At 70.6% G+C, this 24,065-nt stretch carries 17 protein-coding genes; 10 read left to right on the forward strand and 7 right to left on the reverse strand.

Annotation, left to right across the window (positions count from 1 at the left end; translation table 11 throughout):
• Positions 1 to 1,780: 1,780 nt before the first annotated feature.
• Entirely contained in the window at positions 1,781 to 2,677 is an 897-nt protein-coding gene (locus tag IPG61_12900; GenBank protein MBK6734954.1) for a DUF58 domain-containing protein, read from the reverse strand.
• A complete protein-coding gene (locus IPG61_12905; GenBank protein MBK6734955.1) occupies positions 2,674 to 3,609 on the reverse strand; it encodes an AAA family ATPase in 936 nt (311 codons plus the stop codon). The genes IPG61_12900 and IPG61_12905 overlap by 4 nt, the downstream gene beginning before the upstream one ends.
• Positions 3,610 to 3,811: 202 nt before the next feature.
• Between IPG61_12905 and IPG61_12910 the strand changes: the two genes are divergently transcribed.
• On the forward strand, positions 3,812 to 5,086 hold the full coding sequence (locus tag IPG61_12910) for a PP2C family protein-serine/threonine phosphatase (protein MBK6734956.1): 1,275 nt from the start codon (positions 3,812 to 3,814) through the stop codon (positions 5,084 to 5,086).
• Here the strand turns inward: IPG61_12910 and IPG61_12915 are convergent.
• The 3 genes from IPG61_12915 to add all read right to left on the reverse strand — a co-directional run bounded on the left by IPG61_12915 (position 5,035) and on the right by add (position 9,109).
• Positions 5,035 to 6,762 carry a hypothetical protein gene (locus IPG61_12915; protein MBK6734957.1) on the reverse strand — a complete coding sequence of 576 codons (1,728 nt, stop codon included), beginning with the start codon at positions 6,760 to 6,762 and terminating at the stop codon, positions 5,035 to 5,037. The two genes, IPG61_12910 and IPG61_12915, sit on opposite strands and share 52 nt — an antisense overlap.
• 49 nt (positions 6,763 to 6,811) lie before the next feature.
• Positions 6,812 to 7,975, reverse strand: coding sequence for an ATP-dependent 6-phosphofructokinase (locus tag IPG61_12920; GenBank protein ID MBK6734958.1), 1,164 nt, complete (start codon positions 7,973 to 7,975; stop codon positions 6,812 to 6,814).
• 105 nt (positions 7,976 to 8,080) lie between these two features.
• Complete coding sequence (gene add / locus IPG61_12925) at positions 8,081 to 9,109, reverse strand: adenosine deaminase (GenBank protein MBK6734959.1); 1,029 nt, start codon at positions 9,107 to 9,109, stop codon at positions 8,081 to 8,083.
• A 265-nt stretch (positions 9,110 to 9,374) separates the two neighbouring features.
• Between add and IPG61_12930 the strand changes: the two genes are divergently transcribed.
• The 3 genes from IPG61_12930 (at position 9,375) to IPG61_12940 (ending at position 12,148) form a co-directional block, all read left to right on the forward strand.
• Positions 9,375 to 9,839, forward strand: a complete 465-nt coding sequence (locus IPG61_12930; protein MBK6734960.1) for an Rrf2 family transcriptional regulator — start codon at positions 9,375 to 9,377, stop codon at positions 9,837 to 9,839.
• 100 nt (positions 9,840 to 9,939) lie between these two features.
• Positions 9,940 to 10,935, forward strand: a complete 996-nt coding sequence (gene pta / locus IPG61_12935) for a phosphate acetyltransferase (GenBank protein MBK6734961.1) — start codon at positions 9,940 to 9,942, stop codon at positions 10,933 to 10,935.
• 13 nt (positions 10,936 to 10,948) lie between these two features.
• Entirely contained in the window at positions 10,949 to 12,148 is a 1,200-nt protein-coding gene (locus IPG61_12940) for an acetate kinase (GenBank protein MBK6734962.1), read from the forward strand.
• A gap of 40 nt (positions 12,149 to 12,188) precedes the next feature.
• Here the strand turns inward: IPG61_12940 and IPG61_12945 are convergent, their stop codons facing one another.
• Together IPG61_12945 and IPG61_12950 are read right to left on the reverse strand one after the other, a co-directional pair.
• A complete protein-coding gene (locus IPG61_12945; GenBank protein ID MBK6734963.1) occupies positions 12,189 to 13,064 on the reverse strand; it encodes a carboxypeptidase regulatory-like domain-containing protein in 876 nt (291 codons plus the stop codon).
• A 496-nt stretch (positions 13,065 to 13,560) separates the two neighbouring features.
• Entirely contained in the window at positions 13,561 to 14,493 is a 933-nt protein-coding gene (locus IPG61_12950) for a PhzF family phenazine biosynthesis protein (protein ID MBK6734964.1), read from the reverse strand.
• Between the two features lie 239 nt (positions 14,494 to 14,732).
• Here IPG61_12950 and IPG61_12955 point away from each other — a divergent pair, with 239 nt between their 5' ends.
• From IPG61_12955 to IPG61_12980, 6 genes are all read left to right on the forward strand, one after another.
• Positions 14,733 to 15,212, forward strand: coding sequence for a hypothetical protein (locus IPG61_12955; GenBank protein ID MBK6734965.1), 480 nt, complete (start codon positions 14,733 to 14,735; stop codon positions 15,210 to 15,212).
• Complete coding sequence (locus IPG61_12960; GenBank protein ID MBK6734966.1) at positions 15,209 to 16,903, forward strand: hypothetical protein; 1,695 nt, start codon at positions 15,209 to 15,211, stop codon at positions 16,901 to 16,903. Before IPG61_12955 ends, IPG61_12960 begins: the two co-directional genes overlap by 4 nt.
• Positions 16,904 to 17,040: 137 nt before the next feature.
• Positions 17,041 to 18,339: a 6-bladed beta-propeller gene (locus IPG61_12965; protein MBK6734967.1), complete on the forward strand. Its 1,299-nt coding sequence runs from the start codon at positions 17,041 to 17,043 to the stop codon at positions 18,337 to 18,339.
• Between the two features lie 57 nt (positions 18,340 to 18,396).
• On the forward strand, positions 18,397 to 19,632 hold the full coding sequence (locus tag IPG61_12970) for a hypothetical protein (GenBank protein ID MBK6734968.1): 1,236 nt from the start codon (positions 18,397 to 18,399) through the stop codon (positions 19,630 to 19,632).
• A gap of 19 nt (positions 19,633 to 19,651) precedes the next feature.
• Complete coding sequence (locus IPG61_12975; protein ID MBK6734969.1) at positions 19,652 to 20,986, forward strand: efflux RND transporter periplasmic adaptor subunit; 1,335 nt, start codon at positions 19,652 to 19,654, stop codon at positions 20,984 to 20,986.
• Positions 20,986 to 24,063: an efflux RND transporter permease subunit gene (locus IPG61_12980; GenBank protein ID MBK6734970.1), complete on the forward strand. Its 3,078-nt coding sequence runs from the start codon at positions 20,986 to 20,988 to the stop codon at positions 24,061 to 24,063. The genes IPG61_12975 and IPG61_12980 overlap by 1 nt, the downstream gene beginning before the upstream one ends.
• The last annotated feature ends 2 nt before the right edge of the window (positions 24,064 to 24,065 follow it).

Genomic DNA, 24,065 nt, shown 5'->3' on the forward strand with positions numbered 1-24,065 from the left:
GCGCGCGCCACCCCGGCGAGCGGCCCCGCGACGGTCAGGGCGCCCGCATCGGCCAGCGCGGCTGGCGGTGCGCCGAGGCGCGGGCTGAGGCGGATCTCCTGCCCCACGAGTACGTCGATGGCGCCTTCCCGCCCGGCCCCGCCACCCAGCCAGGCGCACAACCGCTGCAGCAGGGGCACCGCCAGCGGGCTGCGAGAAAAGTCGCCGGCGTCGGGGCGGAAATGGGTGGCCAGCACGGCCAGACGTCCGTCGCCGGATTCACGTTCGAGCAGCAGCGGTTCGCCGCCGGCCAGTTCGAGCACGACGCGGGAACCGTCGGGGACGTGCCCGAGCCACCGCCGCCAGCGGATATCCTCGCAGGCCCTGCGGGCCGCGTCGTCGAAGCCGGCGAAGAGCGGGTGCGAGGCATCGACGATGCGCGCGTGCACGCCGTCGCCGGTTGCGGTTTCCGGCCGCGCACCGACGGGCAGGCCGAGGGCCGGGAGCAGCACTTCGTCGAGGTACGCCGCGACCAGGGGATCGCCGGCCGCCAGGAGTACGCCGCCACCGGCGCCCAGGCGGGCGACCAGTGCGTCGAGCCCGGCCCGGCCCAGCGATTCGGGATCGACGAGCACGACGACGCCGGCCGCAGCCAGGGCGCCGGTCGTGACGGCGTCACTGGACTGGGACGAGACCGCGAACGGTCCGGGGCCTCCCCCCGGGGACAGGGCCTCGGCCAGGTAGCGCCAGCCGCCGCGGCCGGCCGGGCCGTCGCCGGGGCGGTCCGGGCCGTGCACCACCAGCACGTCAAGTCGCGGCGGCACGACCAGCACGAACGGGCGGCGGTCATCGGCGGCGAGCACGTCGCTTTCCTTGCGGACGATGCCCGTGTGCAGCCCGGGACCCGGCACCGTGAGCGCGAAGTCGACATCCTGCGGGCGACCGGCGGGACCGGTCGCGGTCGCCTCGGCAACCGCCCGCCCATCGAGATCGAGCGTGAACACTTCGCCCTCGCGGGCGGCGACCACGCGAGCGCCGACCAGGATCGCCTCGCCCGGGCGCAGGGCACGTCGCGGAACCCGGACCTCGACGACGCCGCCCGCCTCGCCGCGGTCGGGAGCGACATCGCGGAGCAGGACGCGTGAATCGCGCGCCTGTCGCAGCGCCCTGACCGCGTCGGGCCAGGCCGGGTCCGACGGGACGGACTGGAGGTCGCCGAGAAGGACGACGTCGACCGGCGCACCGGGCGCACGCGCGGCCTGCCGGGCCGCCTCGCGGAAGACGGCCGCCAGGTCGAAGCCGCCGTCGGTCGCGGCCAGTGCCCCGAGCGCGCCGGCGGCAGCGGAGCCGGCCGGCAGCCAGTCGCCGAACAGGGCCTCGGTGCGGCTGCCGGCGACGATGACCTGCACCGTCGCGCCGGCCGGCAGCTGCGCGATCATGGCGGCCGCATCGGCGGTCGCTGCGTCGAGCACCGTACCGGGTCCGCGGCGTGCACCGGAACTCGCGCTGGCATCGATCACGAACAGGTAGGACCCGGCACCGCTCGTGGCGCCGAGTCCACCCCACCGGGGCCCCGCCGCACCGGCCACCAGCAGCAGCAGGGCCAGGACACGCAGCAGCAGGAGCAGCCACCGGCGCACGCCGAGCGAACGCGCCTGCCGCGACTGCGCCTGTTCGAGGAAGCGCAGGTCGCTGAACGACTCGCGGCGCACCCGCCGACGGCTGAGGAAATGCAGGATCACCGGCAGGGCGGCCGCGGCCGCGCCGAACAACAGGCCTGGGTTCAGGAAGGAGATGGGCATCAGTAGAGCCGCCGGCGCTTGCGCAGGTACGCACCCAGGCCGCGGGCGAAGGGCGTGTCGGTCGTGATCTCGACCAGGTCGACCCGCTGGCGACGGCACTCGCGCCGCAGGTCCTCGCGCCACTGTTCGAACCGCTCGCGATAGGCGTCGCGCAGGTGGGCCGGCTCCAGGCGTACGCGCCTGCCGGGCTCCTCCAGCGCCTCGAACTCGACCTCGCCGCGGAAGTCGAGCTCGACCTCGCGGGGATCGAGGATCTGGAAGACGATCACCTCGTGGCCGCGGTGCCGGAAATGCTTGAGGCCGTCGATGATCCGCGCCGGATCGTCCATGAGGTCGCTGAGCAGGATGACCAGTCCCCGGCGCGGCACACGTTCGGCCACGCGGTGCAGCACGGAGCCGAGGTCGGTGCCGGTGCCCACGGGCAGGTCGTCCAGCACCTTCAGCACCTGGAACAATTGGCGCCGCAGCGATCGCGCCGGCACCGCCACGAGCGGCGCCTGGTCGAAGGTGATCAGGCCGACGGCATCATTCTGCCGCAACAGCAGGTAACTCAGGGCGGCGGCCAGATAGGCGGCGTACTGCTTCTTGGCCGGACGCTGCTTGTCACCGCGGAAGTCCATGCTGGCCGAGCAGTCGACGAGGATGGTCGCGCGCAGGTTCGTCTCTTCGGTGAACACCTTCAGGTAGTGGCGATCGCTCTTGGCGTACGCCCGCCAGTCCATGTTCGCCACCGGCTCGCCGGGAATGTACTGGCGGTACTCGGCGAACTCGGCCGAGAAGCCGTGGTAGGGACTCTTGTGCAGCCCCAGGAGGAACCCCTCGACCACGAGACGCGCCACGAGGTCGAGGCGCCCGAGTTGCCCCGCAAGCTCGGGCGTCAGAAGCAGCGAGCTCACGGGGCGACCTCGGCGAGGATCCGGTCGATGATGGCGTCCTTGCCGATGCCCTCGGCCTCGGCGTGGAAGTTGGCGACGAGCCGGTGCCGCAGCACCGGATGCGCGAGGCGCCGGATATCGTCCAGCGAAGGCGTTGCCCTTCCGTCGAGCAGGGCGCGCGCCTTGGCGCCGCGGACCAGGAACTGCGCCGCCCGCGGGCCGGCGCCCCAGGCCAGGAACTCGCCCGCGGCCCGCGACTGCTCGGGGGTGCCGGACCGCGTAGCGCGCACCAGGCGCACCGCGAAGCTGGTCACGTTCTCGGCGACCGGCACGCGACGAACGACGTCCTGGCAGGCCAGCACCTCGGGACCGTCGAGCACGCGACGCAGCGCGTCGCCGCCGGCCCCGGTCGTACTCTCGACAATGGCCACTTCCTCGGCGTACGACGGATAGCCGATCTTCACGTTGAGCATGAAGCGGTCGAGCTGCGCCTCGGGCAGCGGGTAGGTGCCCTCCTGCTCGATCGGGTTCTGGGTGGCGAGCACAAAGAACGGGTTGCCCAGGTCATGGGTCTGGCCGCCGGCCGTGACCTGGCGTTCCTGCATCGCCTGCAGCAGCGCGGCCTGCGTCTTGGGCGGCGTGCGGTTGATCTCGTCGGCCAGGATCACGTCGGCGAAGATGGGCCCGCGGATGAAGCGGAAGTGGCGCTGGCCCGTGCCGTGGTCCTCCTCGAGCACCTCCGATCCGGTGATGTCGGACGGCATCAGGTCGGGCGTGAACTGGATGCGGTTGAAGGACAGGTCCATCACCCGGGCGACGCTGCTGATGAGCAGCGTCTTGGCCAGGCCCGGCACGCCCTCGAGCAGCACGTGTCCGCCGGCGAACACGGCGATCATCAGTTCCTCGACCACCGCGTCCTGGCCGACGATCACCCGCGCGATCTCCCGCCGCATGTTCAGGTAGTGCGTCCTCACGCCGTCGATGCGCGCTGTGTCGTCCACGGGTTCGTCCTTTCCTGGTTCCGCCGTCACCTTCGGGACCCTGACGATAAAGCCGGCGGCCGCGCGCGTCCACCCCGGGCGCTGGCCCCGGCCCGGATCCCATGGTAACTTGCGCCGGATACCGGGACAGGACCCCAGGAAAGGGACGAAACACGTGCACAAGAGACTATATCGCACCGTGGAACGGCTTCTCGGGACCATTGACGACTCCGCGGGTGGCGAAGCCATGCTGCGCGACGTCCTGCAGTTGCTGGTGCACAACCCCGCCGCCGAGGCGCTGGGCATTGTCGCTGGGCGCCTGTACAGGGAGCAGAAGCAGGACTACTGCCTGATCGAGAGCGTCGGGGGCCTGGGCGAGGCGCTCGCGGGCAAGACTGTGAGCAAGGACTACCAGGTGGTGCGCGACATCGAGCGGCGGCGCCTGTGGGTCATCTCGCCGCAGTCGCCGGGCTTCGACCCGGCGGTCGAGGCGCAGTTCGGCGACACCGACTCGGCGGCGATCCTCGTCGGGCGCGACCCCAACTACATCCTCAGCCTCAGCATCCGGCACCATGCCAGCGAGGAGGACCTGCTGGTCCTGCTCGAGACGATCCGCGCCGCCGTGGGCCTGAAGCTCCGCATGCAGGCGCTGGCTTCCCAGATGCGGCAGGCCCGCAGCATCCAGCATTCGCTGCTGCCCGGCTGCCTGCCGAAGCCGCCCGGGTTCGAGCTCGCGGCGATCAGCGTGCCCGCCGACGAGGTGGGTGGAGACGTCTACGACGCCCAGGAGGTGGAGCCCGGCACCATCGGCTTCCTGCTCGCCGATGCCAGCGGCCACGGGCTGCCGGCGGCGCTGCAGGCCCGCGACGTCGTCGTCGGCATGCGCATGGGCCAGGCGCGCGGCGAGAAGATCAACGCCACCGTCGCCCGCCTGAACCGCGTCATCAACCAGGGCGGACTGGCCAGCCGTTTCATCTCGCTGTTCTACGGCGAACTCGAGTCGACAGGCAGCCTCGTCTACGTGAACGGCGGCCACTGCCCGCCGCTGCTGGCGTCGGCGGACGGGCAGGTTCGCGAACTGATGACCTGCGGCCCGGTGCTCGGCCCGCTGCCCGAGGCGGTCTACAAGCGCGGCTACGTCACGCTCGAGCCGGGCGACATGCTGCTGGTGTACACGGACGGGGTCACGGAACGACTGGATTCGCAGGCGCCGGGCGACGAGGACGACCTGCATGAATTCGGCCGCGAGCGGCTGGTGGCGTTGTTGCGCGAGTGCCGGGGCGGCGATGCGGAGTCGGCGGCAGCGGTCATCATGGGCGCGGTGCGCGCGTTCGGCCGGGACGCGCCGCTGGCCGATGACGTGAGCCTGGTCGTGATCCGGAGACTGCCTGCAGCCGACTATCCCCCGGCCGGCGGGCTGGCCACCGTGGGCACGGGCAGCAGCCTGTAGAGCGCCACGGTCCAGGGCTGGTTCTCGCGCAGGCCGACGCCGGGCAGGGCGCAGGTGCTCACGAGTTCGAACCGGAAACCCTCCACGACGCGATCGGTCCAGCGCGGCGGTCCGTCGGTGCGATCGACCAGGCAGACCGGCGGATGCGCCGGCTCGGCGCGCAGCCAGGCGCCCTTTGCCACCATTGCCTCGAAGCCCTGCTGCCGGCCCAGTTCCCGCACTGCCGGGCTGACCAGCCCCATCAGGTCCAGCACGCGACGTTCGCTGTGGAAGCCGATCGCGCCGATGTCCAGTGCGGCCACGGTCTGGCCCGGAGCCGTGTTCTGGCGGAGCCAGACCGCGATCCCGCCGTAGCATTCGGACACGCCGCGCGGGAATGCCTGCGCGTGCGGCACCACCTGCGACCCGAAGATCCAGACGTTGACCCCCAGGCCGGCCGCGACACAGGTAAGGGCCAGCCCGTGCCCGAACCGGCGCACGCCGCGACTGAGTCCCGGCCCGTGCAGCAGCCACTCGACGAGCAGGCTCAGGGCCAGCACCAGGACCGGGGCCAGCGGGCTGACATACCGGGAGATCACCCACACCTGGCGCACGGCGTAGCCACCCAGGAGCATGACCGTCCAGGTCACGACCACGCCGACGAAGGCCACCGGCCCCCAGACCGACCAGGCTGCGGCCTCGCGCGCTTCCGGCGTCGTCGCGTCGGGGGTCGCCGCAGCAGGCAGGGCGCCGCGGCCGTGGTCGACAATGTGGTCGTCTTCCTCGTCGAGCTCACGCGGGTCGCGCTGGCGCGCCAGGACCAGAACCACCAGCAGTACCGGTATCAGCGCGAAGAAACCGGTCACGCCGAGAAGGGGGCTGGACGCCTGCAGGAGGTTGCGGGCCAGAGCCAGCGGGTCGCCGAGCAGCGAGCCGCTCTTGGCCGCAGCGGTGTCCGGGAGCGCCCGTCCGAACACGGCCCAGGCGTAGAGCAGCCACGGCCCGGCGGCGAGGAGCCAGCCGGCGAGCGCGGCGATCGCAGGCTCCGTCGGGCGGGCCCGGTGCCGGGCGCCCACGCCGCCCACGGCGCTGGCGCGGTAGTATTCGAACCAGAGCAGGATGGGCAGCACGGCCGGGGCCAGCAGCAGGAACTCGGGCCGCACCAGCCCGGCCAGGCCGGCGGCCACCCCCCAGCCCAGGTAACGGCGCCACAGCGGCTCGCGCGTCACGCCCCAGCCCAGGTCGCGGCCCGAGACCAGGGGCCAGACCAGCACCAGCAGGGCCAGCGTTGCCAGGGGCGTTTCCATTCCCGAATACGTCCAGCGGAGGAGCCACGGATCAGCGGCGATGACCGCCAGCACGATCGCCTTCCAGGTCTCGGGGTAGGTGAACCGGCTGAGGATGGCATCGGCGACCAGGATGACGCCCAGCCCGCACAGCGCGCCGAGCGCCCAGGCCGCGACCGTCGGGGCCAGCCCCAGCTTCAGCAGCAGGGCCAGGCCGAAGATCCACAGGGGACTGGTCGCACCGTAGGTGGGTTCCCCGGGATTGAACGAGACCTCGCCGCGCTCGAGGAGGTTCTGGGCGTAACGCAGGTGGATGAAGGTGTCGTCGGTCGTGTAGCCCCGCAATAGCCAGCCGCCCACGGCAAGGATGCCGAGGGCGATCAGCAGACGGAAGAGGCGCGGTCGCGGCATGCCCGAAGCATACGCGACCGCGCCCGTGTGCGTCCAGTACAGGAACCGCCTAGCGGAGGAACATCGGCAGGTTCTCGACCCCGCGGATGACCGGCCGGTATTCCTGCGGATCGTAGAAGCGGGCCACGTCGACGCGCTTGACGCCGCTGACGATCGCAGCCAGGTCCACGGCGGCATAGCGGCCGTCCCGGAGCGCCGTCATCAGGCCGGTGCGGCCCTCCAGGAGCAGGTCCATCGCCAGGTTGCCGAAGTTCATGGCCACCATGCGGTCGAGGGCGTCCGGGGGCCCGCAGCGCATCATGTAACCCAGCTGCTGGTAGGTGACGCCGTGCCCCGTGATCTGCTTCAACTGGTCGGCGGCCCACATGCCCACCCCACCCAGCTTGCGGTGCCCGTAGGCGTCCTCCTCGCCCGTCTCGACGATGCCGCCGCCGTGCGCGATGGCGCCCTCGCTGATCGTGACCATCGCGTAGTGGCTCGGATTGTCGCGCTTGTCGCGGGCGACCTGCTCGGCCAGGCGACCGATGTCGAACGGGACCTCGCTGATGATGGCGCGGTCGACGTGCGCCAGGTAGCTGGAAACCAGGCAGGTCTCGCCGCTGTTGCGCCCGAAGAGCTCGACCAGCCCGATGCGCTCGTGCGAGCCGATGGGCGTGCGCAGGTCGCTGATCGCCTGCACCGACCGCGTGACCGCAGTGCTGAACCCGATGCAGAAATCGGTGCCGTAGACGTCGTTGTCCATCGTCTTGGGGATGGCCACCTGCGGATAGCCCGCCAGGTGCAGGCGCGCCGCGTAGCTGAGCGTGTCGTCGCCGCCGATGGGGATCAGCGCATCGATCTGCAGGTGCTCGAGGTTGGCGACGACGACATCGGTCAGGTCCGCCGGGAAGGTCATGCCCGGGCGCAGCAGGTGCGCCGGCATGTCCTTCTCCTTCACCTTGCCCGGGTTGGTGCGGGAGGTGTGAAGGAAGGTGCCGCCGGTGCGGTCGATGGTCCGGACATGGCTCCAGTCGAGTTCGGTCCGCCAGTGGCGGTTCCAGTCCTCGTCGGCGTCCGGCCGGTAGTTGATGAGCCCGCCCCAGCCGCGGCGGATGCCCACTACGGCGATGCCCTCCTTCTGGGCCCGGCTGACGACCTGCTTGATCGCCGAATTGAGCCCCGGGACGTCGCCGCCGCCGGTCAGGATCGCGATGCGGCGCAGCTTCCTCGACATCATTCCCGTCCTCCCGCTTGTAACCGTTTTCCCCGCTGTGCGGCGGCATTATCGGGCCTGCGGCCCCGGGCGGCAAGTCCTGCCTGCCGCCTGCCTGCCTTCATCTCAGTCCGTGCCCGCCTCGGGGCAGCCCGCGCCCAGGAAGGTTCCCCGGCAGGACATGCGCGCGATGGCCCGCATGTCGTCCTCGCTGAACCCGAACGTCTCCATGGCCAGTTCGTATTCCCGCGACAGCGAGGTGCTGCTGACCGTGGGGTTGTCGGTGCAGAGCGCCACCTTGATGCCCGCCTCGAGGAATCGCGGCAGCGGGTGCTCCTTCAGCGAGGCGACGGCGCCGGTCTGCAGGTTCGAGGACAGGCAGACTTCCAGGTAGATCCCGTCGCGGGCGAGCCGCTTCATCAACTCGGGATCCTGGCCGGCGCTGGTGCCGTGCCCGATGCGGTCGGGGTCCAGGTTGTCCAGCGCTTCCCAGATGCGCTCGGGGCCTTCGCTCTCGCCGGCGTGCGCCGTCCTCTTCAGGCCCATCTTCGCGGCCAGCTCGTAGGACTCCTTGAACAGCACCGGCGGGAACGGGGCTTCGTGACCGGCGATGTCGAACCCGACCACACCGGCGCCGTTGTGGAAGTCCTCGCGCTCGCCGAGGATCTCGCGCAACAGGATGCGCGCCATGTTGCCGCCGTGGTTGCGCATGGCGATCACGATGATGCCGAGGCGCATGTCGGGATGCTTCTCAGTGAAGGCGTCGAAGCCCTTGCGCGTGGCCGCCAGCACCTGCCGGCTGGTGAGCCCGGCGCGCCGATGGATCAGCGGGTTGATGCGCAGTTCCAGCAGGCGCACGCCGTCCAGGTAGGCGTCCTCGGCCAGTTCGTAGCTGATGCGCCGGATGTTGTCGTAGAACTGTGTGTACTGCAGGGGCACATGGAACTTGTCGAGGTAGTCGAGCAGGGTGCTGTCCTGCGACTCGTCCCATTGCAGGTAGTGCTTGAACTGCTCGTAGTCGAGCCCCGGCACCGCGCTGTAGTACTTCTCGGAGAGCTCCCAGAGCGTGGCCGGGCGGATCGAACCGTCGAAATGGCGGTGGATATCCGATAGGTGCAGCGTGCGGATGAACTCCCGCCTGTCCTGTGAGGTCATGATTCTCCTTTTCGGTTGGGATGCCGCCGGCGCCCCCGCGGGGGCCGGCCGGGATCCGGGTAAATTCGGGACACGGTAATGATGAACCCCGCCGGTGTAAAGGGCACCGGAAGTTCTTGGACTTCCGGACCCGGCGGCGATAGATTTCGAGCGGAGGCATTCACTTGGGCCGCGTCGCCCTTGACGCCTGACGGCGCCAGCCGGGTGCCCGGCCGCGGGTAACCGACGAATCCCCCGCGGATTCGCCAGCGGAGCAGGCACTGCCATGAAGGTCAATACGAAGGTCCGCTATGGGCTGCGCGCCATCCTGCAGATCGCCGAGCAGTACGGCGGCGATCCGGTTCCCATCAGCGCCATCGCCGAGAACCAGGAAATCAGCGGCAAGTACCTCGAGCAGGTCGTGGGCTCGCTGCGGCGCGCCAACCTGATCGTGAGCCGCAAGGGCGTCCGCGGCGGCTACACGCTCGGACGTGCTCCCGCCGACATCACGCTCTGGGACGTGATCAGCGCCCTGGACGCGCACCCGGCCCCGGTCGACTGCGTGCCGGACCCCCAGTCGTGTGACCGCGCCAGTGATTGCCTGACGCGCTCGATCTGGACGCTGCTCGACGCGCGACTGAAGGAATTCTGGACCGGCTTCACGCTGGCTGACCTGGTGAGCGCCATGCGTGACGAGGGCCATTTCGACCTGCAGCAACTGGACGCCGGCGGGCCGACCAGCCGCCAATAGCGCTACCGGTGCGCCGCCGACGACCGGCACGCCGCCGGGCGCGGCCGCGCGTCACCGTGCCGGCGGGGTTCGCCCGCCGACGCAGCCACGGGGGATCTCCATGGATTTCATCGCTTCCCTGCACAAGCGGGCGGCCGGCCTGCACAAGACCATCGTCCTGCCCGAGTCCATGGTCGACGACCGCACGCTGAAGGCCGCGGCGCGCATCCGCGACGAGGGCTTTGCCGGTGTCGTCGTGCTCGGCGAAGAGGCCGCCGTCGCCGCGAAGTTCAAGGAGCTCGGCCTCGACGCCGCCGGCGTGCGGGTCATCGACCCCATGCGCTCGAGCTACCGCGCGGATTTCGTGCGCGAATACCACGAGCTTCGCCGGCACAAGGGGATGACCGAGGAGGAAGCGGCCCGCACGCTGGAAGACCCGCTGTTCTTCGGCGCCATGCTGGTGCGCCGCGGGCTGGCCGACGGCATGGTCGCCGGCGCCGTCAACTCGACCGGCAATGTGCTTCGCGCCGGCTTCCAGATCGTGGGCATGGCCCCCGGCACCTCCATCGTCTCGAGCTGCTTCGTGATGGTCAACCCGGCGTGGACCTGCGGCGACGAGGGCCGGCTTGTCTTCGGCGACTGTGCCGTGAACCCGCAGCCGAATGCCGAGCAGCTGGCCGACATCGCCATCGCCACCGCCGGCACGGCGCGCGCCCTCTGCGGCTTCGAGCCGCGGGTGGCGATGCTCAGCTTCAGCACCATGGGCAGCGGCGCCGGCCCGGACGTGGACAAGGTGGTCGAGGCCCTGGCGATCGTGCGCCGGAAGGCGCCCAACCTGGCCGTCGACGGCCCGCTGCAGCTCGATGCCGCAGTCATCCCAGACATCGGCGAGCGCAAGGCTCCGGGCAGCACCGTGGCCGGCCGGGCGAACGTGCTTATCTTCCCGGACCTGGACGCCGGCAACATCGGCTACAAGCTGGTGCAGCGCCTGGCGGGCGCCGAAGCCGTCGGCCCCGTGCTGCAGGGCATGGCCCGCGGCGTGAACGACCTGTCGCGCGGCTGCAGCGTCGACGACATCGTCAACGTGGCCGCCATCACCGCGCTTCAGAGCGCCTGAGGTCAGTCCCGCGATGTTCAACGTCCTGGTGATCAACTGCGGCAGCAGCTCGCTCAAGTACCAGCTCATGGAGATGGACACCGAGTCCCTCCTGGCGAAGGGACTCATCGAGCGCATCGGCCTGGCGCAGGGCATCCATACGTTCAGCCCGGCCGGCGCCGCCGCCGTGACCGAGGAGCTGCCGATCCCCGACCATGCCCGCGCTTGCGAACTGCTGCTGGCGGCGCTCCTGCACGCGGAACACGGCGTGATCAGGTCGCTCGACGAGATCGGCGCGATCGGGCACCGGGTCGTGCATGCCGGCGAGCGCTACTCGGCGTCAGTGCTGATCGACGAAGACGTGCTCGACGCCCTGCGTGCCTGCGTGCCGCTGGCGCCGCTGCACAACCCTGCCAACATCACCGGCATCGAGGCGGCGCAGCGCGTGCTGCCCGTGGTCCCCCAGGTGGGCGTCTTCGACACCGCGTTCCACCAGACCATGCCGGACATGGCCTACATCTACCCCATTCCCTACAAGCTCTACACCGAGCACGGGATCAGGCGCTACGGCTTCCACGGCACGAGCCATCGCTACGTGACGGCGCGCGCCGCGCAGATGCTGGAGCGCGACCCTGCCGACCTGAACTTCATCAGCTGCCATCTCGGCAACGGTGCCTCGGTGGCTGCCGTGCGCGGTGGCAAGTCGATCGACACCTCGATGGGGTTGACGCCGCTGGAAGGGCTGATGATGGGCACGCGCAGCGGCGACATCGACCCGGCCCTGGTCGGGTTCCTGTCGCGCACGCTGAACCTGGACCTGAACGGCGTCGAGAAGATCCTGAACAAGGAGAGCGGGCTGCTGGGCATCTCGGGCATCAGCAGCGACCTGCGCGACGTCGAGCGCGAATACGCCAAGGGCAACGAACGCGCGCGCCTGGCCATGGAGACGTACGCCTACCACATCCGCAAGTACATCGGGGCCTACGCGGTGGCGCTGGGGCGGGTCGACGCCATCATCTTCACGGCCGGTGTCGGCGAGCACGCGTCGCTGATCCGGGAATGGGCCTGCCGCGGGCTCGACGCCATCGGCGCCACGCTCGACACGTTCAAGAACGCGACGCGCCACGACGAGTCGATCATCAGCAAGTCGAGTTCGCGCGTGCGCATCATGATCGTGCCGACCAACGAGGAACTGATGATCGCCCGGGACACGGCCCAGATCGTCAGGGGCTGACTGCGGCGCAGGCAGGCAAGAGGAAAGCAACGACGCCCGGCTACGGCGCTTCGCGCCGGAACCAGGCGTCGTTCTGCATCACCCCCACCGCCTGGTCCGCGGCATCGACGGCGCTGGCCTGCCAGGCATGCAGTCCCGGCGCCAGGCCCGGCGCCAGGGCCGAGAGGTTGACGGTCACGCTTTCCACTGCCGATTCCGCCAGCAGGTCGCCGTCGAGGAACCAGCCGTAACGCGCCGCACCGGGCACGGGCGTCCAGCGGAACGTCACCATCGAGTCGGGCCAGGCCACGAATTGCGGATTGCCGCATGCGGGCGCGATCTCGTGCAGGACGACCAGGTCACCGGCGTCGCCGGCGCCGCCGGGTGCCAGGTCGACGGCCGGCGCGCCACCGCCGAACCAGGCGCCGTCACCGACCAGGAAGCCCGGATGCACGACATAGGCGCCGGCGGGCAGCCCGCTGAAATCGAACCGGCCGTCGGCGCCGGTCAGCGCCGCGCGACCGGCGATCCCGACAGCGCCCTTGGCGGCCGACGGCACCGAGCCGAGCCCGACCACCAGCCCGGCCACGGGCACGCCCGCACGCAGGACGCGACCGGTCAACGTGCCGTTGTCCGCGGCGCCGAGCGGCGACAGTTCGATGACGAGCCCGGAAACCTCCGGGTGGTCGATCCCGCTCGGCGGCGTGTGCACGAAACGCGCGGTGTGGTAGCCGGCCCGGCTCACGATCAGGGGCAGCACCTGGAAACCGACACCCGTATCGCCGATCATGGCCACGGGGATGTCGTGCACGGCGAAGGCGCCGTCCGCGCCCGTGACGTCGTCGCTGACCGCGGCCCCGCCCCCGTATCCGGTTGTCCACGGCGAGAGCGAGACGAAGGCCTGGGCCAGCGGCAGGCCCGTTTCGGAGTCGACCACCGTGCCGGAGAAGCGAGGCAGGCCGCCGGGACTGCCCCGCAGCGCAGGACAACGGTGTTCTCCACGGCCGGTGCAAGTGAAGTCGACATGTTGGCAGTCGACGTCATGGAAGCCGGCGCCAGCGGGCCGCGAGCATCCCCGGTCGCGTGGCCGGAGGTCATCCGCAACGGCCGGTACCAGTCGGGTTGGCTGTGGACGTCCCACAGCGCGCCGCCGCAGACGAAGAGCCGCAGGTAGCCGGCCCCGGTCGCTTCGAGGACGCACACCCCCGCACCATCGCTCACGACCGGACCGGCTACCGGCAGGTTGGTCGAAGCGTCCATCAACAGGACCTTCACGCCCGGCACGGGAAGCCCTGTCGACTCCGCTTCCAGGTTCACGATGATGAGGTCGGCGCCCGGCTGCGGGTCATCGCCGCAACCGGACGCCGTCAGGCACAACAGTGCAGCCAGCAGGCCCGGCGACAGGAAGCGCCGTACCGACCGCCGGCCCGCCATCAGGCTCCGACCGCCGCCGCCTGGCGCTGGAAATGGAACGACCCGCGCATGACGACCGCGCCGCCGGCCGTCAGGTCGACCGCGGCAACGTGCCCGTCCGGGGCGTGGACCGTCAATTCCGCCAGGTTCGGGCGGCCCAGGGCGTGACCCTGCTCGGTCACGACCGACACGTGCTGCCCGCAGGGCATGAGTCCGCGCTCGACGACGTAGGCGGCAACGGCGCCCAGCGCGGTGCCGCTGGCCACATCCTCGTCGGCACCGACACGCGGGTGGAAGAACCGGCAGTGGAAGTCGGCGGCCTGCCCGTACGTCTCGGGGCAGATGAGCGTCAGCCCGCCCACACCGCGGCGGTCGGTCAGCCGGCCGATCGCCTCGACGTCCGCGAAGGCGCCGCGGATGGCCTGGCGGTCGCTGATCGGCACCACGATCTGGTCGAAGCCGCAGGACACCCGCTGGGGCCCGCATCCGTCCAGCCCGATCATGCCTTCGGGCACGCCGAGGGCGGCGGCCACCTCGGCCACGGGCACCGGCTCTCCGAAACGCGGCGCCGGCAGGCGAAGCGTCACCATCGCCTGTCCGTCGGCGGCCATGTGCAGGCGCACCGGCAGCATGCCTGCGCCCGTCTCGACGATGAGGTCGAGCCCCTCGGGTGTCGGCCTGTAGAATCCGCGGTCGGCCATCGAAGCGAAGGCGGCGATCACCACGTGCCCGCTCAGGGCCGCCTCTCGGCGACGCGTGAAGAAGCGCAGCTTCACGTCGGCGCGCGGATTGTCCGGCGGCAGCACGAAGCCGGCCTCCATCGACAGCTCGCCGGTGATCTGCAGCATCTCCGCCTCGGTCAGGCACGACGCATTCGGGATGATCGCGGCGGGATTGCCCGTGAACGGGCGCGAGGCGAACGCATCGACGATGTGGAAGGGGATGATCGCCATGGTGTCCTCGTTTCGCCGTGGCGGCCCCTGACGGGGTCGCCGTCCGTGCCGGGGCCGCGTGCCGGAAAGGACGCGGCGCGTGTGCGAAGTGTCGTCGGACCAGGCTGAGGCCATCAATCTACCAGAATCCGCGGGCGGCAACAACGGCGATGGCCCGCCCGGGCGCCGGAACTGTATATTCCCATTCCGGTTGAAGACCGTTTGGCCCCCGCCGCCGCCCCGAAAGGACCTGCAGTACCTTGACGCCCCAGTGCCTTACCCTCTGCCGCCGCCTCGCCGTCGTGCTCGCGGTGACCGCCTGCGCCGCGACGGCCCAGGCTGCCGGCGTGTCGAATGCCGTCCGCATCGCCGAACTGCAGCGCGCCGGCCGCATCGACGAGGCGCTCGCGCTCTGCCGCCAGGAGAACGAGGCACGCCCGGGCGACGCATTGATGCTCTACAATCAGGCCTGTCTCGAGAACCGCTCCGGCCAGGCCGAGGCTGCACTGGTCTCCCTGCGCGCCGCGCTGGACGCCGGATTCGACGACTTCGCCCACGCCCTCGCCGACCCCGACCTGCAGGGCACCGACGCAGCGCGATTCAAGCTGGTGATCGAGGACCGGGTGCAGCGGCGCGGTGCGATGAGCGCGCGGCGCGGCGCCGTCCTGGCCGAGGGCCGCCCGCAGACGCTGGCCCTCGAGCCCGCCCCGGGCAGGGGCCGGCGGACGGGGCGCGCGTGACCCTGACCTGGCAGCCGGCCGGCCTGGACCTGCGGCTGGAGCTGGACGACACGGACGGGCGCTGGCTCCCGGCGGCGGAATCCCGGCCGTGGTCCGGCGAAGGCGGTGTGCTGCTGGCCCTGGGCCCCCTGGACCCCGACAGCGGCGAGACGACGGACAGTTTCGTGTTCGGCTTCGGCCTGGAAAAGGACGCCGGCGTGGGCGCCCTGTTCGTGGTCGAGACAGGCCAGTGGCAGCGCGTGCGCGAAGTGACTCCCAAGGTGCGCGGAGCCGGAACGGTGCGACTGGTGCTCGACGCAACCATCCCCTGGCTGGCCATCGCCCCCTACCATCCCCTGGTCGACCCGGTGCTCGGAATCAACGTGACGCTGCTGGGTCGCGGCGGCTCGACGGGGCCCCGGCTGATGCCGGCAACGGTGCTCGATCGTCCCGGCGCGCCGCGGCACCTGGCCGCGCGGCTCGATTTCACCGTCGAAAGTGCCGCGTCCGGGGCGCTGCGGGGGCGCACGCCCGCGTCGATCATCACCGGCACCACGACGGCGATCAACCTGGTGGCAACCAGCGCGGCTGCGGGCACCGGCCGCCTGACCCTCGACTTCCAGGACGGCGAGGGCCATTCGCTGCTGGCAGGCGGGCCGGCGACCCAGGACGTGGACCTCGTGGCGGGCCTGACGAGGATCAATCGCGCCGTCGACTTCTCGCAGGTGCGCGTCGGTCCCTGCCGGGTCAGCGCGACGCTCGTGTTCCCCGACGGCAGCCGCGGCGCCTGGTCGGCCTGGTTGCTGAACCTGGGGCCGGACTGGGAGCCGCGCTATCGTGAAGCCATTGCCGGGGTGCCGGCCGATGAGCAGCCGACCGCGAACTACTACCTCGCGGCCATTGTACGGGCGGTCGACGCCCATCGCGCGCGACGCCACCCGGGCGCCCTGGCGACGACGCTCGGCGACCTCAACCTGGTGCTGGCGCGATGTCGCGACACAGGCTCCGTGGTGCCGGCCGAGGGGCTCTCGACCTTCGTCTACCCGGGCCCCGGCGGCGAAGACCGCCTCTGCCATTTCGTACTGCCTCCCGGCCGCCCGGCGGGCGCCCCCCTGACGCCGGTCGTCCTGGGCGGGCATTCCCCCGGTGACGCGCCGCGTGTGGCCGAGCGCATCGTGCGGTTCCTGGCTTCGTCCGAGGGCACCCCACAGGCGGACGGTGCCGGTGCCTGGCCCGTCTTCGTCGTGGCCCCCGGCGAACGGGGGACGGCGTCGCGGGACAGCGATAGTGAGGCGGAGTTGCGGGCCTGCGCCCGCTGGGCCCGCGAGCGGTTCGGCGCAGGCGGTGTGCTGCTGGCGGCCCAGCGCGGGGCGGTCGGGCCGGCACTCGCGCTGGCCCGCCTGCCGGGAGCCGGCGTCCGCGGCCTGTTGCTGTTTGCCGACCGTGAACTCGATCCCTGGCCCGGCCAAACGGCCGAGGCCGTGGCGACGCGGCTGGGCCCGCCCCCGGCGGGGGTCCCGGTCACCTGGCTGGAATTTCCGCAGGAGACCGCCCTGGGTGGCGGCAGTCGCACACTGGCGACCGCACTGCGCCGCGCCGGCTGGCTGCTGCAGGAGGAATCGGTGCGTGGCGCCAGCAATTTCACGCAGGTCGCCGACCGCACCTGCCGCTGGCAGGCCACCCTCCAGGCCACTGAGGGCCCGGCGCGCTGAGCCTTCGCGCCTGTCCGGAACGCTGGTCAGGCGCAACCCGCCACGGACCATTCCGTATGGAGCGGCGGCCCGCCCCGGGATATGATCCTGCCGGCGACGGACCTGTCGCCCATCCCCCTGGCCCAGGAGGCCCCGACATGACCACCGCCCCCGCGCGCCGCCGCGGCCCGCGCGCCGCGCCTGTTCTCCTGTCCCCGTGTCGCGCCGGGGCGATCCCGTCCGTGGTCATCACCCTGACCCTGCTGCTGGCGTTCGCGCTGCCCTGCCTGGCGCAGGCCCCGGCCGGCGTGCCCCATGTGCGCAACGGCGCGCGGCCGTCGGGCGGCGTCGAGGACCTGCACCTCGAGGAGATGTGGCGCGTCGGCGGCGACGACGACGAGGACGTGCTGCTGGGCATCGTCACGCGCGTGCTCCTGGACGCGAAGGGCAATCTCTACCTCCTGGACCAGCAGATGTCCGAGGTGAAGGTCTTCTCGCCCGCAGGCGAACTCGTGAACACGCTGGGCCGCCAGGGCGACGGCCCCGGCGAGGTGTCCAATCCCGGCGATTTCGTGTTGATGCCGGACGGGACGCTCGGCCTGGTCCAGGTCTTCCCCGGCAAGATCGTGAAGTTGAAACTGGATGGAACGCCTGCAGGCGATTTCAATCCCGATACGGGCGCCGCGACCGCCGGCGGCTTCCTGGCGCTGGTCAACTGCCGCAGTGCCGGCGGCAACCTGGTGCTGAGCGGCATCAGGATCTCCATGGACCAGGCCACCGCGAAGCAGACGCGCACCTATTTCGTGCGGCGCTACGGCATGGACGGGAAGCAGGTCGCGCAATACATCGGCAAGGATGTGGTCTGGGACTTCAGCGCGGGATTCAAGTTCCGTGAGATCGACAACGACTTCATCTGGTGGCGCATGGACGTGGCGCCCGATGGGCGCCTCGTCGTCTGCGAGCCGCGCTACGACTACGCATTGAGCGTGTATTCACCGGACGGCAAGCTCGAGAAGGTGATCGACCGCGAGTACGAATCGTGGACCCGCAATGCGACCGTCAAGAAGCGCTACGAGGCGATCATGGACGCACAGGTGCGCCAGTTCCCGCCGGGCACCGAGATGGAGGTGGAAGCGCGCGAGCAGGACGTCGCAGACCTGCGCGTCGCGAAGGACGGCACCATCTGGGTCCTGCCCAGCCGCCAGATGTACGAACCCGAGGCCGGCTCCTTCGCCACCTACGACGTCTTCGCGCCGGACGGCCGCTTCACCAGGCAGGTTCGCGTGCACTGCCCGGGCAATCCCGCAAGCGACCGGCTGATCTTCGCCGGCGATGATCGCGTACTGCAGGTCACCGGCTTCTGGGATGCGGTCATTGCCGCCTCGGGCGGCGCCGGCGGGGACGAGGCCGCAGCCACGGCGATGGAAGTCATCTGTTACCGAATGAAGAAGAAGTAGGGCGGGTACCTCCCGCCAACGTCATAACCGGTCGGTCACCGACAGGGAGGATCATCCATGGAGTTCAAGGTTGTGGGGCGGCGTGCCGCCCTGTTGGGGACGCTGTTCCTGTTCGCTGCGACTGTTTCTGCGGCGACTGGTGCAGCGGCAGCGCCGCCCGTCGTGCAGAACGGCGCCAAGCCCGCAAAAGGCGTCACGACCGCCAAGCTGACCGAATTGTGGAGCCGCGGCGGCGAGGACGACGATGTGTTCTTCGGCGCGGCGGCCGCGATCCACGCCGGGCCGGGCGGCCAGGTGCTGGTGCTGGATTCGCGCCTGTCCGAGATCAAGGTGCTCGATGCCGCCGGTGAACTGGTGCGCACCGTGGGGCGCGAAGGCGACGGCCCCGGCGAAGCACGGCGACCCGGCGACATGTTCCTCACCGCCGACGGCACCATCTGCCTGCTGCAGGGCTTCCCGGGGCGCGTCGTGAAGGTGAAGGCCGACGGCACGCCGGCAGGCGAAGCCAAGTACGGCACCGGCGCCCCGGGCGCGGGCCAATTCGCCGTGCTGATCCGCGGCCTGGCGCACCCGGCGGGCATGGCGCTGGCCGGCATCAGCATGACGTTCGGCAGTTCGTCGGTGAGCAACCAGGAGTATTTCCTGGCGCTGTGCGGACCCGACGGTGCGCGCAAGCAGCTGTTGCTGAGCAAGAACTCCACCGTCGACTATGCGGATTTCGGGCTGGACGAGATGGGCATGGACTTCGTCTGGACGCGCCTGGCCGGAGCGGCCGATGGCCGGCTTTTCGTCGCGCCCGAGCGCAACGAGTATCGCATACGCGTGTTCGGCGCCGACGGCCAGCCGCAGCGCGACATCGTGCGTGCCTACCAGAACCCGGCTCGCAGCCCTGTCCAGAAGGAACAGGCCCGGAAGATCCTCGAGGCGATCGCCGCGAACTACCCGACGCGCCCGAAGCGGTTGACCGTCGAGGAATCGACGCCGGCGGTGACGGGGATCTGGGTGACCGCCGACGGCCGCATGTGGGTGATGACCGGCGACGAGCAGCCCGGGCGCCCGAAGGGTACCTGGTGCATGCTGGACGTGTTCGCGCCCGACGGCACCTTCGAGCAGCAGGTGGCCCTGCCGGGCAGCCACGACCAGCAGCAGGACGGGCTGTTCATCCTGCCGGACAAGCGCATCGTCGTGGTCACCGGCGCGCTCGACTCGTTCCTGAGCCAGCAGGCCGTGTCGGCCGACGCCAAGGCCGAGGGCACGGACCTGCAGATCACCTGCTACCGCCTCGAACCGTAAACCCGACGGAAGGTCTATCATGTCGCGCGTTCGTACCCTGACGATTCCCGCCGCGCCGGCCGTGGCCGCGCTCCTGCTGCTGGCGCTGGGCATGCCCGTACTGGTGGGCGGCTGCCGGAAGGGTGGTGACGGCGCCGCCGCCGATTCGACGGCGGCCGCTGCCGCCGACACCAGCGCCGCAGCCGAGGCCGACGAGGAGCCGGCCAAGGAGAAGGCGATCAAGGTGAACGTCGGCGCCGTGCGCCGTGGCGACCTGGTCCTGCCGGTGTACGCCGACGGCGCCATCCGCACGCCGCGGTCGGTGAGCGTCAAGACCAAGGTCGGCGGGCAGCTGCAGGACGTGAAGGTGCGGGACGGCGACCGCGTCCGGAAGAACCAGCTGCTGGCCCGCATCGACCCTCGGGAATACGAGATCGCGCTGGAGGAAGGCCGTTACCGCCACCTTGCCGCGCTCAGCCAGATGGCGGCCGAGTCGGATACCTTCAGCACCAACCCGACGGCGGCCGGCGCCTTCGTGACCGAGCGCGACAAGCTGGCCGCGGCGCTGGAGCGCGGCGAACTGACGCGCGACGAGCACCAGGCACAGTTGCTCAGCCTCGAGAAGCGGGCCCTGCAGGACGGTGCCTTCCGCGAGGCCGTGTTCCAGCAGCGCACGGGCCTGGCCGAGGCGCGGCTGGCCGAGGAACGCGCCCGCCTCAACCTCGAATACACGGAGATCCGCGCGCCGTTCGACGGTGTCGTGCAGGGCCTGACGATGGTGACCGGCGAAATCGTCGGCGTCGGCACGCAGGTCTGCACGGTGTTCAACAACGACCGCCTCGAGGCCGCCGTGAACGTGCTCGAGGCCGACCTGGGCCACCTGGAGACGGGACGACCGGTCCTGCTGGCGGTGGCCGCGACCAACGATACGCTGCGCGCGAAGATCGACGTCATCTCCCCCACCCTGGACGGGGCCAGCCGCACGTGCGAGGTGCTGGTCCGCTTCACCAACCCCGGGGGGCGCCTGCGGCCCGGCATGTTCGTCCGCGCGCAGATCGCGGGCGTGGTCTACCGCGATCGCCTGCTGGTGCCGAAGGATGCGATCCTCGTGCGCGACAACCGTCCGCTCGTGTTCAAGCGCGAGGACGACCGCGCGCGCTGGCTCTATGTGGATACCGGGCTGGAGAACGACCAGTGGGTCGAGATCCTCGCCGTGCACAGCGGCGGCAGCCTCGAGGCCGAGGAGGAAGTTATCGTCAGTGACCACCTGACGCTGGCGCACGAGGCGAAGATCTCGGTGCGCAAGCGCCTGCCGCCAGACGACCGCTGGGACTTCGCGGCGGGCTCGTTGCCCGACGGAAGCGCGGAGCGCTGATGATCACCGCCGCGGTCCGGCGTCCCGTCGCCGTCCTCATGCTGTTCCTGGGCCTGGTGCTGATCGGCTGGCAGGCGCGCCAGCGCCTGCCCGTCGACCTTTTGCCGGCCATCAACTATCCCAACCTGACGGTGATCACCAACTACGCCGACGCCCCTGCCGACGACCTGGAGCGCCTGGTCACACAGCCGCTGGAGGAAGTGATCACCGGCCTGGCCGGCGTGCGACGCGTGGTGTCGAAGACGCGCGAGGGCGTTTCGACCATCACCGTGCAGTACGACTGGGGCACGGAGATGGACTTCGCGAACCTGCACCTGCGCGAATCCATCGACCGTGTCTCGTACCGCGACGACTTTCCGGTAGCCGCCGACCGTCCCCTGATCCTGCGCTGGGATCCCAGCGCGAGGCCGATCGGGATCATGGTCCTGGAAGGTGACGAGCCCCTCGAGCGCATGACCGAGTTCGCCCGCGAGGTGGTCAAGCCGGCGCTGGAGCAGATCCAGGGCGTGAGCCAGGCCGAGATCGTCGGCGGCGCCGACCGCGAGATCCTGGTGCGGCCCGACTTCGACAAGATGCGGCTGTACGGCCTGACCATGGCCGACCTCAGCAACGCCCTGCGCGTGGCGAACATCAGCTTCCCGGGCGGCCGCATCCGCAAGGGTCCGCTGCACCTGCCGCTGCGCATCCTCGGCGAGTTCGAGAACCTCGACGAGATCCGGCAAACCGAGATCCCCACGGCCGGCGCCGGCATCACGATCGGCGATATTGCCGAGGTCGTCGACACGATCAAGGAGCCCGAGGGCTTCACCCTGACCGCGGGCCGCCAGGTCGTCTCGCTGCACCTCTACAAGGAGATCGGCGAGAACACGATCAGCACCACGGAGGAGGTCGACCGGGTGCTGGGCGTGCTCTCGGGGCAGTACCCGGCCTTCCGCCACTCGTTCATCTATCGCGACGCGGATTTCGTGCAGGAGAGCTTCAGCGGCCTGCAGAGCTCGCTGCTCTACGGCTCGCTTCTGGCCTTCGTCGTCCTGTACCTGTTCCTCAAGGACTGGCGCAGCCCGGTGGTCGTCAGCCTGGCCATCCCGGTCTCCGTGCTGGCCACCTTCGCCTTCCTCTACTTCGCCAAGGTGGGGCTCAACCTCATGAGCCTCGGCGGGCTGTCGCTGGCGGCAGGCATGCTGGTGGACAACTCCATCGTCGTCCTGGACAACATCAACCGACGCCTGGGCCTGAAGAGGGACACGAATATCGCCGATGAATGCGCCGCGGGCACGCGCGAGGTGGCCATGCCGGTCGTGGCCGCCACCCTGACCACGGTGGCGGTGTTCTTCCCGGTCATCTACGTGCCGGGCATTGCCGGCGCCTTCTTCCGCGACCAGGCGCTGACGGTGACGATCTCGCTGATGGTGTCGATCCTCTCGGCCATCCTCCTGCAGCCGATGCTCTCGGCCTACATCCTGCGGGCGCCGGGCGCTCAGCCGGCGGCCTTCTTCCGCCCGTTCGACCGCGCCTACGAGGCGATGGCGGCGCGTTACCACACGGCGCTCGAGCGCGTGCTGGAGCGGAAGGCGCCCTTCCTCGCCTGCCTGGTCGCCGGCGTCGCGGTGGCCGCCTGGCTCGGCTTCGGCCTGCCGCGTACGTTCATGCCCGAACGCACGCGGGGCGACTTCACGATGGCGCTCGAGTTGCCGGCGGGCTCGCCGCTCGAGTGGACCGAAAGCACGGCGGCGGGACTGGCCGCATTCCTGGCGCGCCAGCCCGAGGTGGCCTCGGTCTATACGCAGGTGGGTGTCACCGAGCGGACCCTGGCGCGCCTGAAGGAATACAGCGCGGCCAACACGGCGCGCCTGCGCGTCATGCTCAAGCCCACGCGGCACGGATTGCGCGACCTGGAGGCGGTGCGCGAACGCCTGCAGCCGCGCCTGCAGGCCGTGTCCGGCGCTACCTGGTCCTACGCCGACGAAGGCGTGGGCCTGCGCGAGATCATGGCCAGCGGCGAGGCCTCCTTCACGCTGGGCGTGGTGGCCGAGAAGCCGGCCGACGCACTGGTCGTCGCGGAGGACCTCCTGCCGCGACTGCGCAAGGTGCCGGGGCTCGCGAGCGTGAACATGGAGCGGGTGCTGGGCAACCCGACCATCGAGATCTCCGTCGACCGCGAGAAGGCATTGCGCTTCGGCCTGGAGCCCGACGTTCTGGCTCGCGAGCTGCGCGACCGCATCCAGGGCACCGTCGCCACGACCTACAACGAGATCGAGCAGCGCATCGACATCGCCGTGCGCCTGCCGCGTGAACAGCGCCACGACCTGCAACTGGTGCTGGCCTCGCCGGTCCAGCTGCCGGACGGGAAGGCCGTGCCCCTGTCCTCGTTCGTGCGCGAAAGCGAAGGAACCCCGGTGCGCGAGATCGTGCGTCGCGACCAGCGGCGCCAGATCACGCTGAGCGGCGACGTGGAAGGCCGGTCCGTTTCCGAGGTGTGGGCCGATGTGAAGCCCCTGCTGGCCGGTCTTTCCGTGCCTGACGGCGTGGCCTTCATCACCGGCGGCGAGCAGGAGGAGATCAACTCCAGCTTCCGCGACCTGGGCTGGGCCCTGCTGCTGTCGTGCCTGCTGGTCTACATGCTCCTGGCCGCGCAGTTCGAGAGCTTCCTCGACCCGTTCATCATCACCGCCGTGCTGCCCGTGGGCATTGCCTGCGCGCTGGCGGCACTGGCCATGTGGGGCCAGTCGCTGAACATCATGTCGCTGATCGGCCTGATCGCGCTGCTGGGCATCGACGTGAACGACGCCATCGTCAAGGTGGCCACGATCCGCGACCTGCGGGCCGAGGGCCTGGGCGGGCGCGCGGCGATCATGGAGGCCAGTTCGCGGCGCCTGCGGCCGATCCTGATGACGACCGTGACGACGCTGGTCGGCCTGTTCCCGATGGCGCTGGGCCTGGGCACCGGCGACCAGATGCAGCGGCCGCTCGCGATCACGATCATCGGCGGCCTGGGCCTGTCGACGATCCTGACGCTGTTCATGACGCCCGCCCTCTACGAGATCATCCACCGGCGCACCGACAAGCGCTACGAATGACG

Source organism: bacterium, from assembly GCA_016703265.1.
Lineage (GTDB): Bacteria > Krumholzibacteriota > Krumholzibacteriia > LZORAL124-64-63 > LZORAL124-64-63 > CAINDZ01.

Bases quoted from the DNA above. Each gene is read 5' to 3' on its own strand.
- IPG61_12915 (MBK6734957.1), bottom strand. From the start codon at position 6,762: ATGCCGCGACCGCGCCTCTTCCGTCTGCTGATCGCCCTCGGCATCCTT.
- IPG61_12950 (MBK6734964.1), bottom strand. From the start codon at position 14,493: ATGGCGATCATCCCCTTCCACATCGTCGATGCGTTCGCCTCGCGCCCG.
- IPG61_12930 (MBK6734960.1), top strand. From the start codon at position 9,375: ATGAAGGTCAATACGAAGGTCCGCTATGGGCTGCGCGCCATCCTGCAG.
- add (MBK6734959.1), bottom strand. From the start codon at position 9,109: ATGACCTCACAGGACAGGCGGGAGTTCATCCGCACGCTGCACCTATCG.
- IPG61_12920 (MBK6734958.1), bottom strand. From the start codon at position 7,975: ATGTCGAGGAAGCTGCGCCGCATCGCGATCCTGACCGGCGGCGGCGAC.
- pta (MBK6734961.1), top strand. From the start codon at position 9,940: ATGGATTTCATCGCTTCCCTGCACAAGCGGGCGGCCGGCCTGCACAAG.
- IPG61_12905 (MBK6734955.1), bottom strand. From the start codon at position 3,609: ATGCGGCGGGAGATCGCGCGGGTGATCGTCGGCCAGGACGCGGTGGTC.
- IPG61_12975 (MBK6734969.1), top strand. From the start codon at position 19,652: ATGTCGCGCGTTCGTACCCTGACGATTCCCGCCGCGCCGGCCGTGGCC.
- IPG61_12980 (MBK6734970.1), top strand. From the start codon at position 20,986: ATGATCACCGCCGCGGTCCGGCGTCCCGTCGCCGTCCTCATGCTGTTC.
- IPG61_12940 (MBK6734962.1), top strand. From the start codon at position 10,949: ATGTTCAACGTCCTGGTGATCAACTGCGGCAGCAGCTCGCTCAAGTAC.
- IPG61_12965 (MBK6734967.1), top strand. From the start codon at position 17,041: ATGACCACCGCCCCCGCGCGCCGCCGCGGCCCGCGCGCCGCGCCTGTT.
- IPG61_12970 (MBK6734968.1), top strand. From the start codon at position 18,397: ATGGAGTTCAAGGTTGTGGGGCGGCGTGCCGCCCTGTTGGGGACGCTG.